This window comes from Janthinobacterium sp. P210006 (genome assembly GCF_036231885.1).
GTDB classification, from domain to species: domain Bacteria; phylum Pseudomonadota; class Gammaproteobacteria; order Burkholderiales; family Burkholderiaceae_D; genus Janthinobacterium; species Janthinobacterium violaceinigrum.
Map to the genome: position 1 here is coordinate 26,720 of NZ_JAZARD010000007.1, position 13,856 is coordinate 40,575.

At 68.8% G+C, this 13,856-nt stretch carries 1 protein-coding gene; it reads left to right on the forward strand.

Translation table 11 applies throughout. The annotated features are described in order from the left end of the window. Positions 1-175 precede the first annotated feature (175 nt). Complete coding sequence (locus VPH41_RS26845) at positions 176-13,843, forward strand: filamentous haemagglutinin family protein (RefSeq protein ID WP_328572087.1); 13,668 nt, start codon at positions 176-178, stop codon at positions 13,841-13,843. Positions 13,844-13,856 lie beyond the last annotated feature (13 nt).

Consider the following 13,856-nt stretch of genomic DNA (forward strand, 5'->3'; position numbering starts at 1 on the left):
CACGCCGATGGCATGCTGCCAATTATGACATTTTGATGACCTTTTGCAGTCCCGAACCTTGTTCCCTGTCAATGCTGCTGGAAGCCGCGAATCAGTGCCTGCCGCCCGCCCCGTGCGTGCCGCGCGCCGCCTCGCGATATCGGTCAGCAACGGAACATGAAAAGGGAATGTCGCCATGCAGCGAAGCAAGTCGGTCACGAAACACGCATCCTCCTCCGCCATGGCGGGCAACCGGACCGGGCGCCCGGTGCGCCTGAAACCGCTGGCGCTGGCCATCGCCGTGCTGCTGCAGGCGGGCGGCGCGCAGGCGCAGCAGCCGTTCAGCGGCGCCTGGTTCGCGGGCAAGGGCGCGCAGCAGGGCACGGCTGCCGCCACGGGGCGCTTGCCGAATGGCCAGCCAGCCACATCGCTGAACAATCCCTTGTTGCAGCAGCAAAAGGCCGAAGGCAAGCTGCAGCAATCGCTGAACAACCTGTTGCTGGCCGCGCGCGGCATCGCCGCCGAGCAGGCCGTGCAGGCGGCCGCGCGCCAGGCGGCGCTGGCCGCCGGCGGTGCACCGGAGGGCCTGGTCAAGGGCGGCTTGCAGGTCGACAGCAACAGCCTGACGGCGGGCTGGCTCAATGCCCAGGCGCCCGTGCAGACCCAGGCCGATGGCAAGACTGTCGTGAAGGTCGTGCAGACGGATGACAAGGCGATCCTGAACTGGGAAAGCTTTAACGTCGGCAAGAACACCACCTTGCAATTCGACCAGAAATCGAACTGGGCCGTGTTGAACCGCGTAAATGATCCGCTGGCGCGCCCCAGCCAGATCCAGGGCCAGATCAAGGCCGACGGCACGGTGATGATCGTCAACCGCAACGGCATCGTGTTTACGGGCAGCAGCCAGGTCGACACGCGCAATCTGGCCGCCGCCGCCATGGGCATGAGCGACAGCCAGTTCAAGAGCGGCCTGTACGGCAAGGCGCAGGGCACGGGCGCCGTGCCGACCTTTGCGAATGACTTGCTGCTGGGCCAGAACACCTACACGCATGGGGCGGCCGAGGCGGACGTCGTCGTCGCCGCCGGCGCGCGCATCGACACGCGCAAGCCGCAGACGGTCACCGAGGGCGGCGGCTACGTGCTGCTGGCCGGCCGCAGTGTCGAGAATGCGGGCGCCATCACCACGCCGAACGGCCAGACGACCCTGGCGGCCGGCGACGCCATCGTCGTGCGCCAGGGCATGGGCACGGACAAGAACCAATATTCGAGCACGCGCGGCAATGAAGTCGGGATGCTGCGCGTGGCCGGCAGCAGCGCCGGCAGCGTCGTCAACAGCGGCCTGATCCAGGCGGCAACGGGCGACATCACGCTCAGCGGCAATAGCGTGCGCCAGGATGGCGTGCTGTTGTCGAGCACGACCGTCAATGGCCGCGGCACGATCCACCTGACGGCGGCGGACGAGAACGCCGGCGTCACCCTGGCGCGCGGCAGCGTCAGCGCCATCCTCATCGATGACAATGGCGCCACGGCGCTGGACGTGCAGCGCGATACCTTGCTGAAAGACACGGGCAAGGGCACGGACACGCCGCAGGACCGGCGCGACCAGTCGCTGGTGCGCATCGTGTCCGCCGGTAACATCGAGTTCGAGAGCGATTCGCTGACCCTGGCCACGGGCGGCCAGGTGCTGGCCGATGCAGCCCGCCGCAGCCACGTGGCGCGCGGCGCCGCCATCGACGTCTCCGGCGCCGTCGGCGTGAAGGTCGACATGAGCAGCAACAATGTGCTGATCAACGTGCAGGGCAACGAGCAGCGCGACGCGCCGGGCAGCCGCGACGCCAAGTACCTGAACAACAGCGATGTGTGGGTCGACCGCCGCGACCTGGTGCTGGTGCCGGCCGGCACCAACGGCTACGCCACGGACCGCTGGTACACGGCGGGCGGCTTGCTGGAAGTGAGCGGCTACCTCAATACCAGCGGCCATGGCGTCGGCGAATGGGCGGCCCAGGGCGGCACCGTCGGCTTTGGCGGCGGCGAAGTGGTGACGCAGGCCGGTTCGCGCATCAACATCGCCGGCGGTTCGCTGGACGTGCAGACGGGCATGGTCAAGCAGACGTGGCTGAAGGGCGCCGATGGCGCGATGTACAAGCTCAGCACGGCTCCTGGCGACAACCTGTACACGGGCCTGTACCGCGGCTATGAGAGCACGCATGCGCGCTGGGGCGCGAACACGACGGAAACCTTTGCCAATGCCTTGATCGGTCCCCGCGAGCGCCTGGAAAACGGCTACACGGTGGGCCGCGATGCGGGCCGCCTGATCGTTTCCACGGGCGCGGCCGTGCTGGAAGGCGACATCGACACATCCGTGTTCCAGGGCGAACGCCAGCAGCGCAAGCGCGACGACGGCGTGGACAGCTACAAGCAGGCGCAGACGTCGGCGGCGCGCGCTGGTCAATTGATCGTCGGCAAAATGACGCCCGTCTTCGATCCGAAGTCGGGTCAGTTGCGCGACAGCCCGCAAGCCGTGCTGGAAAAGGTCGAGATCGGCAAGGTGGCAGCCATCGCCGATGGCCAGCTGCTCAATGCGGCCTTGCCCGCCGCGCGCAGCAACACCTTGCAGCTCGATGCGGACTGGCTCAACGGCCTGGAATTGGGCGCACTGAACATTTACGCCTACGACAAGCTCGACGTCAATGCCGACGTGCGCGTGGCCGATGGCGGCGACATCGCCCTGCACGCCAGCGACGTGGGGATCAAGGCGAACGTAAGTGCGCGCAGCGGCAGCATTGCCGCCGGCAACATGATCTCGCGCTACCTTGCCTCCGCGGGCGCCGTGTGGGCGGACCTGCCCGTGTCGCCGGAAGCGCGTCCCGCGGGAGCGGCCGGCGTGCGCGTGGCGCCCGGCGTGCGCCTCGATACGCGCGGCCTGTGGAGCAACCTGGAGCTGGACCCGGGCGCCGGCGCCGGTTTGCCGTATATCAATGGCGGCAAGGTCAGCCTGAAGAGCTCCGGCGGCATCGAGCTGGCCGGCGGCAGCGTCATCGACGTCTCGTCCGGCGCCGCGCTGATGAGCAATGGCAGCCTGCAGGGCGGCCGCGGCGGCGACATCACCCTGGCCGTCGACTTGCCGCGCGAAAAGGCGCCGACGGGCGCCTTGCTCAAGCTCGACGGCGAGCTGCGCGGCCATGGCGTGAAGGGCGGCGGCCGCCTGACGATCGATAGCGGCACGGCCGTCAGCATCGGCGGCAAGCTGCTCGACGGCGACGTGTTGCCAGCAGGAAGCAGCGCCCCAGTGGGCCTGCGCCTCGTCGATGAATTCCTGATTGCCAAGGGCGAGAAGATCCCCTTCGATTTCGCGCTCAGCACCAGCCTGATCAAGCCGGGCCAGACCCTGAGCCAAGCCGTGACGGTGGATGTGTCGGCGCAGAAACCGCTGGTCCTGGGGGCCAGCATGGTGGTGCCGCAGGGCGCGCAGGTCGTCGTCAACGGTGCGATCTATCTGGGCAGCGGCGCCATCGTTCCCGCCGGCAGTGTGTTGACGTCGATTAACGGCTTGAATGCGGGCTTCGTGGTCTCGGCGGCGGCCTTTCCGAACGGCTTGCCCATCCAGCCGATGACGACGCGGTATGCGGCCGGCAGCATCGCTGCCGAAGCGCTGGCCGCTCCCCGAGGCCAGCTGCTGCCGACCGGTGTCGCGCTGGGGCGCGACGTTGCCGTGCAGCCCATGCTGGCGCTGGACGCCAGCCTGTTCCAGAGCGGCTTTGCCGACTACGCCGTCACGGGCCGCGACGGCGTCGTGGTGGCCAAGAATGCGCAGATCGATGTGCGGATGCCCGTGCTGCGCTTCAAACCCGCCACCGGCCACACGGTGGCCGGCGGCACGGATCCAGGCGCCGCGTTGGAAGTGTGGACGCCGCCGCTGTACCAGGAAGATGCGCGCAAGGGCCGCCTGACGCAGCGCGCCGGCGCCGACCTGACGCTGACGGCGGGCAGCCCGTACGTGAAGGGCGGCCTGGCGGTGGCCGAGGGCTCCGTCGTGACGGTCGATCCGGGCCGCCAGATCAGCTTGACTGGCAATGGCCAGGTCAGCATCGATGGCCGCCTCGAGGCCTGGGGCGGCAAGATCGCCGTGCTGCCGGGCACGTTTGGCACGGGCAACGATGTGGATGTGCCGAATGGCAAGGGACAAGCCACGTCGATCTGGATCGGCGAACACGCCGTGCTCGACGTCGCCGGCCGCGCCACTGTCGCCACCGACATGCGCGGCGGCCGCTATGGCCGCGCCGACAAGGGGGGCAGCATCGAAATCGGCGCCCGCTACAAGGCTGATGCCGCCAGCGTCGATGCGGCCGATGCCTTTGTCGTCGTGCGCCCGGGCGCACTGCTCGACGCCAGCGGCGCGGCAGCCACGCTGGACTTGCCGAACCAGGGCGCCGTCAACGTGGCCGGCAGCGGCGGCTTGATTTCGCTCAGTTCCTACAACGGCATCTTTGCCGATGGCACCATGCGCGCGGCGGCCGGTGGCGCGGGGGCGGCCGGCGGCACCCTGGCGCTGGCGCTGGACACGCCCAACTATGGCCAGGTGGACCGCCAGACGCTGGAAGGCGCCGGCGTCGACAATGTGGTGCGGGTGCCGCGCGAATTCGTGCTGGCCCAGGTACAGGGCGACAGCGCCTTGCCGGCCGATTTGCGCGCCGGCCAGCAGGATGAAGCCTTGCGCTACGGCAGTGCGCGCCTGGGTGCCGACCGCGTGCAGGCCGGCGGCTTCGATAACCTGGCCATGCACGTGAACGGCATGCTCAGCGTGGATGGCGACGTCAACCTGGCGCTGGGCCAGAGCCTGCGCCTGAGCGCCACGTCGCTGGGCCTGGCGCAGCCGCCGCAACAGCCGGGTATGGACAGCCAGGAAAAGGACGGCCAGGAAAAGCGGCCAAGCCTGGCCAGCCAGGTACACCTGGCGGCGCCGTATGTGCGCCTGGGAACGGCCGCACGCGCGCAGAAGGACAATTTCATCGTGCCCAATGCCGTGAAAGGGTCGAAAAACTCGGGCAAGGGGCGCGGCATGCTGGGCGTGCCGCTGGTGGCCGACGGCTCCCTGCTGCAGATCGATGCGGGCATGCTCGATCTCGCGGGCGAAGTCAACATGGGCACGCGGGGCGAGATCGTGCAAAGCAGCGGCAAGCCGCTGGCTGTGGAACGCGATGCCTTCGAACAGCTGACCCTCAACAGCCGCGGCGACTTGCGCATGTCGAACAACGCCGCCCTGTACCAGCCGGGCAATGCCACCCTGGTGGCCGCGCAAATCTACCCGGCCACGGGCGACAGCGGCATGGTCACCGTGGGCCAGAGCAGCCGGGTCGACGAATACGGCATCGTGCGCGTCACGCTCGATCCCTTGCGCACGCTCAATATCGAGCGCAGCGCCGGTAGCGCCACGCCGAACCAGCCGTTTTCCGTCTTTGGCAGCCTGAACCTGGTTGCGCCCACGATCAACCAGCGCGGCGTGCTGCGCGCGCCGCTGGGCCAGATCACCCTGGGCGCCGAAGGTTATGAAGCCTATACGGACCATGTCAACCTGTTGCCGGGCAGCCTGACCTCCGTCAGCGCGAAGGGCTTGACGATGCCGTACGGCGGCACGCTCGATGGCCTCAGCTACCTGTATGACGGCAACGACGTCGTGTTCAAGGGCGTGGGCAACGGCCCCGAGATCGCTTTGACGGGCGCTGCCGTCGACGTGCAGGCCGGCGCCGTGCTCGACCTGTCGGGCGGCGGCACCTTGACGGGCGCCGCCTTCCTGGCAGGACGGGGCGGCTCCACCGATGCGCGCCTCAATCCGCTGGTACAGATGAAGCCGAATGGCGGCTTCACCTTGCCTGGCCTGAATACCAACCCCGTGTACGCCATCATCCCCGGCGTCCAGCCGGACGTGGCGCCACTGATGGCCGAGCAGGGCGCGGGCAAGCCTGCCGTGGGACGCCAGATCACCATCGGCGCGGGCGTGCCCGGCCTGGCGGCCGGCACCTACACCTTGCTGCCATCGAATTTCGCCTTGCTGCCGGGCGCTTTTCGTGTGGAATTGAATGGCCTGGCCGGCGCCGTCGAGGCGGGCGGCACGGTGGCCATGCGCAATGGCTCGTACGCCACGGCGGCGCAGACGGGCATCGCCGGCACGGCCATCCGCGACGCCGTGCCCGGCCAGGCCATCCTGACGCCGGCCGACGTGCTGCGCAGCTATTCGCAATACAATGAAACGGGCTATGCCGCTTTTGCCATGGCGCAAGCCACGCGCGACGGCGTGCCGCGCGCCATGCTCGAACGCGACGCCAAGGCCGTGCGGCTGCAGCTGATCGCCCCGTCCCTGCGCAGTGTCGAGAATAACCAGACGCCATTGATGATGGATGGCAGCGCCCTGTACGCGCCGGCCGAGGGCGGCTTTGGCGGTTCCCTGCTGCTGGGGACGGGGACGCATGCGTCGACCCGCTACGAAGTGCTGGCCGACGGCACGGCGCCGCTGGCGGACTTCGATGGCGTGTCCGTGCACGCCTCGCAAATCAATGCCTTCGGCGCCCAGCGCGTGGGCATCGGCGGCTTGCCGCGCGTCACCTACAGCGATTTCGCCACGGGCAGCAACCAGCGCGCCAACATCGCCGCCATCAACGAATCGGCAGGCGGCATCGTGCTGCGCGACGGCGCCGTGCTGAAGGCGGCCGAAGTGTTCCTCGTGACGACGAAAAAAAACGACGGCATCATCCTCGAGCAGGGTTCCGGCATCAATACGCTGGGCCGCGGCAAGGCGGCCTGGGACTCGCGCGACGGCTATGTGTACCAGCCGATGGGCAGCGTGCTGGCCGTCTCGAACGGCTGGCTGGACATGCTGCCGGCCGCGCGCACGCCGTCCGAATCGTATGGCCCCGGCATCATCGACATCGGCGCCTGCGCCAAGGTCAATGGCGTTTGCGGCGGCAGCACCGCGTTGTATTCGGAAGGCACCATCGCGGCCGTGACGGAGCGCGCGTTTACCCTGCGCGACAACGTGCGCTACGGCACGCGCAACCTGGTGCTGGCGATGGGCTCGATCAATATCGGCAGCGAAGCCTCGCTGGCGGACGCCAGCGCCCGCGGTGCCTTGCCGGATGGCCTGGCGCTGAACCAGGGCGTGCTTGACCGCCTGCTGCGCGGCGATACCAGCACGGGCGCACCGGCACTGGAAAGCCTGGGCTTGACGGCGCGCAATTCCTTCAATTTCTATGACTCGACGCAGCTGTCGACCATCGATGCGGCCACGGGCAAGTCGTCGCTGTCGCGCCTGGTGCTCAATACGCCCGCCATCTATGGCTATGGCGGCGCGGACGCGCTGGCGCGCATCCACACGGACACCCTGGTGTGGCAAGGCGCGACGAACGCGCCCGGCGCCGTGGTTGCCGATGGCCCCGGCACCGGCAGCGGCCGCCTGCAGGTCGATGCCAAGCGCATCGAGTTCGGCTTTACGCCGGACAGCCGTCCCGACACCATCCACAATCTGGACCGCCTGATACTGGGCTTCGGCCAGGTGGCGCTGAATGCGAGCGAACAGCTGACGGCCAATAACAAGGGCAGCCTGTCCGTCTACCAGTCGCAGGGCGCGTGGGATACGGCCATCAATGGCTACCGCTACAGCGGTGGCGACGTCGTGATCAACACGCCCCTGCTGACGGGCGCGGCCGGTTCCGTCAACCGCATCACGGCGGGCGGCAACCTGACGGTGAGCGCGCCGGCAGGTGCGGCCGCCGCCACGCCGACGAATGCGGCGCTGGCCGGCGCCCTGGGCGCCGAAGTGGCGCTGAGCGGCAACAATGTCAGCGTGGATACGTCGGTGGTCTTGCCAAGCGGAAAATTGACGCTGTCGGCCGAGCGCGATGTGCTGCTGGGCGACAAGGCCAAGCTGGACCTGGCGGGACGCAAGATCGATTTCTACGACACCAGCAAGTACAGCTGGGGCGGCGACGTGATCCTCGACAGCCGCGAGGGCGATGTGCGCCAGGCGGCCGCTTCCGTGATCGACGTGTCGGCCGTGAACAACCGCGCCGGCAAGCTGAGCGTGATCGCCACGGGCGACGCGGCCGGCACGGCCGACTTGCGCGGCACCCTGCTGGGCGGCGCCAGCGGCAGCTATGACGCGGGCGGTACCCAGGTAGCCTATGCGGCCGGCGGCGCGGAAATCCGCGCCCAGCGGATCGGCGACTTCGCCGGCCTGAACCAGCGCCTGAACACGGGCAAGGTGTTCGGCAGCCGCAGCTTCCAGCTCAAGCAGGGCGACCTGGCCATCGGCGACGAGGTCAAGGCGCGCGAAGTGAGCGTGTCCGTCGATGGCGGCGCGCTGACGGTGAACGGCCGCATCGACGCCAGCGGCGAACAGGTGGGCAGCATCCGCCTGGCCGGCCGCGACGGCGTCACCATCAAGTCCGGCGCCGTACTCGACGCGCATGGCACGGTGCTGCGCACGGACAGCTACGGGCAAGTGATCGAGGCGCCGAACCGCGCCGTGATCGAACTGGCGTCGCCTGGCGGACGCCTGACCCTGGAAAACGGCGCGCGGCTCGACCTGCGCAGCGGAGACAAGGGCGGCAATTACGGCAGCATCGACTTGAATGCGCGCCGCCTGGGCGGCGCCACGGGCGACGATATCGATATCGATGCGGCCGGCGCCTTGAACATCGCGGGCGCGCGCAACATCAACGTCAACGCCTTCTGGCAATACAAGGATGCCCCGGCGGGTACCGGCAAGGATGCGGACGGCCGCAGCTACCAGAGCATTACCCAGGCTTACCTGGACGGGAAGCATGCAGACAGCCAGGCCTTCATGGTCAATGCGCTGGCGAACGGCAACTTGATGAACAACAAACTGCGCGGCTTGCGCGGCGATGCGAACGCCTTCCACCTGCGACCCGGCGTCGAAATCGTCAGCGCCACGCCGGGCGGCGACCTGCATATCGATGGCGACATCGACCTGTCCGGCCACCGCTACGACGGCGTCAATCCGCTGGCGCGCCTGAGCGGCGTGTACGGCTCGGGCGAGGCGGGCGCGCTGGTCGTGCGCGCCGGTGGCAAGCTCAGCGTCTTTGGCAGCATCACGGATGGTTTCGATACGCGCACCTTGCCCGTCACGTCGGACGACCAGGGCTGGCAACTGGTGAAGGGCCGTTTGCCGTGGGGCGGCGATGTCGTCGTGCCGCAAGGGGGCCTGGTGACCCTGGCCGAAGACACGTATTTCAAATCGGGCACGAGCCTCAATTTCGCCGTGCCGATGAAGCCGATGCAATTGCGCGGCGGCACCTTGCTGGCGGTGCGCGCCACCTTGACGGCGGAGTTGAACTTGCCGGCCGGTAGCGTGCTGGGCGGCGCCGTGCGCAACGCCGATGGCAGCGTGCTGTACGCGGCCGGCACGGTCTTGCAGAAGGCGCTGACCTTATCGAGCGGCATGCAGCTCGATCCCGGCCTGCGCCTGCCTGGCGCGGCCAGGGTGGCGGCCATGGTGTGGCCCGCGAATGTGGCCTTGCCCTTCCCGGAAGGCAAGCCGTGGGACGTGGGCGATGGATGGAATCCCGTCAACGGCGTGGTGCTGGCCACCGCGCTGGCGCTGGACAAGGGCAGCGTGCTGCCCGCCGGCACCGTGGTCAAGCTGCCTGGCGACGCGACCATGGTGGCGCTGCGCAGCGAGGATGGCAGCGGCAGCCAGGGCCGCAACCTGGCGCTGGCGCCCATGCTGGCCCAGGGTTCGCAAGCGTGGTCGCTGCGCCTGGTGGGCGGCGCCGATACGGCCGCGGCCGACACGCGTGCGCTGCGGCCGCATGCGAAGGACGCCCACCTGATGCTGGCCGATACGCATTACGGCATGGTCCCTGCCCGCGAATTGGTTCCAGGCACCGGCTTGCCCGGACAATACATCTGGGGCGACGATGCCGGCCTGTTTGGCCAGGAACCGGGCACGCCGATCAACCTGGATGACTTTGGCAGCGAAGAAGTGCTGCTTGGCTTCAATGAATATGGCGCAATCGTGGTCAAGGTTGCCGATGGCACACCGCCCGAATACGTGGACGTGATTGCGCCGGCGCGCCAGCCCCTGTTCAGCGTGCTGCGTACGGGCACGGGCGACCTCGACCTGCTGGCCGCCGGCGATTTCGACATGCGTTCGCTGTACGGCGTCTACACGGCGGGCACGCAGTCGGCTTCGCCGCTGGTCGATGGCAAGGATCTGTTCAACCTGCCCCGCGGCGTCAGTGCCAAGGGCCAGTTGCTCGGCGCCCTGGACAACCAGCTGACGCGCTTCGTCGATGGGGGCAGCGAGAGCCTGTACCGCGCCTGGTATCCGGAGCACGGCGGCAACCTGCTGCTGCGCGCCCAGGGCGACGTCAAGGGCGATACCGTGGGCACCGCCACGCAGCGCCGCGAGGACGCCATCGGCGCCCTGAGCCGGCAGCAGGATACCAGCGACATCGGTACCTGGCTGTGGCGCCAGGGCAGCGGCAGCACGGGCGCGGGCGTGCCGACGGCATGGTGGATCAATTTCGGCACCTATGTCGCGCGTCCCGACGGCAGCGAGCTGTTTGCCGGCCAGCCGGCCGTGTCGGGCTTTACGGGCATCGGCACCCTGGGGGGCGGCAATGTGCTGCTGCAGGCGGGCGGCGATGCCGGCATGCTGACCTCGCGCACCGATCCGGGCGGCGAGTACGCACCGCGCAGCCAGGGCCTGAACGTGGCCGTGGGCAGCACGGGCAGGGTGACGCCGGACGGCAAGCTGCTGCTGACGGGCGGCGGCGACCTCGACATCCGCATCGGCGGCGGGCTCAACCCTGTTGCCGAGGTGCGCAGTTTCGACCGCAACAGCGATGCCCAGAATGTCGATACGCGCTACGAGCGCCAGTCTCTCACGCTCAACAGCACCTTCACGAACCTGCGCGGCGCGCTGCGCATGGAGGCGGGCGCCGTGGGCGGCGTCGAGCTGCGTTTCGACCGCGCCGATCCGAAGGAATCGCGGCCGTATGAAACCTATACGGCGGGCACGGCGATTGCCAGCGGCGGGCCGATCCTGGTGCCGGGCGACAGCGGCGTGCGCATCGATGCGCGCGGCGACCTGGTGCTGGGTGGCACGGCCGATGCGGGCCGCGTCAAGCAGCTGGGCAACGGTTCGCCGTTCAACTACCAGGGCGTCGAGCGCGCCGGCGAGGGCTGGAGCTGGTTCTCGCTGTGGACGCCGGCCACGGCCATCGACCTGTTCAGCGCCGGCGGCAACCTGACGCCGACGTCCGCCTGGATCAATACGCTGACGGGCAACAACCATGCGCCCTCGGACGGACGTTTTGTCATGCCGTCCGTGCTGCGCGCCGTGGCTGCCAGCGGCAGCTTGTACTACGGCAATGCCAGCCTGGGCAGGTTGGGCGAGGGCGGCAAGGTCGACATGCCGCAAAACGGCGTGATCCTGGCGCCGTCGCCGGTGGCGCCGCAATTCGTCAAGACGGGCACGGGCCAGCTGGAAATGCTGGCCGCCGATTCCATCCATGCGGCCGGCTATCCCATCACGCCATCGGGCGCCGATCCGCGCCTCTTGCCGAACCCGTTCAATCCGGGCTTCGTCGGGGCGCTGGACAAGGTCTGGTTCGGCCTGCTGCCCTTGCATAACGTCAGCACGAATGCGCTGGCGCCTTCGCCGCTGAAGTCGTTTGCGGGGAATGCCAATGGCGCCGGCGTGGAGGCGCAGACCTATCCGCTGTTCAGCATGACGGCACCGACGGTGTCGGACTATGTGCCCGTGGGCCAGCTGCCTGCGCATTTCTATGCCAACAGTGGCGACATCGTCGGCCTGCGCACGGGCGGCATCGTGTACCGGGCCACGCTGAGGGGAGACGTGGGTCCGCTGGGCGTGTGGTACGAGGGCGGCGGCGCCGTGGCCGTGCGCGCCGGGCGCGACATCGTCAATTCGGGTACGCCGCTCGGCAGCATCGAAGACGTGCCGGACGGCGCGGCCGGATGGACCAGCCAGGGCTTTGTCGGCCGGCCGGACTATCCGGACAAGCCGGTCGTCACCGGCAGCTCGTCGGCGCGCGGCAATCTGTTCGTGCACCGCCGTGCCGCTGACGTCTCCGTCGTCAGCGCCGGGCGCGATATCCGCTACAGCACCTTCTATGTGGCGGGTCCCGGCCAGCTGAGCGTGAGCGCCGGGCGCGACCTGTACATGGCCGACAAGGCGGAATTGCGCAGCCTCGGTTCCATCGTCGGCACCGGTTCCGGCGAGCGCGGCAACGGCGCCGGCATCAGCGTGGCCGCCGGCGTGGGCCGCAATGGCCCCGACTATGCGGCCTTCGCGGCGCGTTACCTGGACCCGGCCAAGCTGGCCGACCCGGGCCGCCCGCTGGCCGACCAGGCCGGCAGTGCCGTGTACGTCTACGGCGGCAAGCTGACCCTGGCCGACTGGCTGCGCGGCCAGTTCGGCTACGGCGGCGACGAGGCGGGCGCTTCCGCCTTCCTCGGCACGAAACAGGCGGAACTGGAAAAGGCCGGCGCGCAAACGGGCGGCGTGCGGCGCGACCTGGCGCGCGAATACGCGCTGGTCAGCCAGTTGCACCTGGTGAACTGGCTGACGACGCGCTTCGGCGGCGACAGCGGCCTGGGCATCCGCTACGACCCGGCAACCGATGCGCGCAGCTTCTTTGCCGCCTTGCCGAAGGAACAGCAGCAGGTGTACCTGAGCAATGTCTACTTTGCCGAACTGAAGGCGGCCGGGCGCGAATACAACGATCCGGACGGCATGCGCCGCGGCAGCTACCTGCGCGGCCGCGAAGCCATCGCCACCCTGTTCCCCTCCCAGGACAAGGCGGGCAAGAAGATCGAGTACAAGGGCGACCTGACGATGTTCAGCAGCGCGCTGTACACGGTCAACGACTACGCAGGCATCTATACCAAGCGGCCCGTCGAGGGCGTGCGCTACTTGAGCCCGCAGGAGTGGGCCGAGGCGGGGCGTCCGGTCGTCAACGTGCCGCACGTGATCGTCAACGATGCCGGCATCCACACGGATTTCGGCGGCGATATCGGCATCGCGGTGCCGGGCGGCCGCGCGCTGATCGGCGTCGACGGCGGCTATGCGCCGGGCGAAGGCTCGGGCGTGCTGACGCAGGGGGCGGGCGAGATCCAGATGTATGCGAAAGACAGCATCCTGCTGGGCCAGAGCCGCATCTTCACCACTTTCGGCGGCAACATCCTGGCCTGGTCGGCCACGGGCGACATCAATGCGGGCCGCGGCACCAAGTCCACCGTCGTCTACACGCCGCAGCGCCGTAACTATGACAGCATCGGCCTCGTCAGCCTGTCGCCGAGCACGCCGAGCACGGGCGCCGGCATCGCCACCCTGAACCCGATCCCGGAGGTGCCGCCCGGCGACATCGACCTGATCGCCCCGCTGGGCAGCATCGACGCGGGCGAGGCGGGCATCCGCGTCTCGGGCAACGTCAACCTGGCGGCCTTGCAGGTGGTGAATGCGGAAAACATCCAGGTGCAGGGCAAGTCGACGGGCATGCCCGTGATCGCCTCGGTGAACGTGGGGGCGCTCAGCAATGCCAGCGCGGCCGCCTCGCAAGCCGTGACGGCGGCACAGGATGTGCTGCAGCGCGAACGGGCCGCCACGCGCCAGGCGCAGCCGTCGCTGTTTACGGTGAAGGTGCTGGGTTTTGGCAATGAGCAGGCGGACGAAGCCGGTGTGGGCAAGCACACGGGCGGCGAACCGCAGGCGTCCAGCTACCAGCCGGCCGGCGTGGTGCAGGTGCTCGGTGCGGGGCCGTTGACGGCGCCGCAGTTGCAGGCGCTCACGCCGAACGAGCGGCGCGGTTTGCAGCCTTGAGCGGAGTTTTATG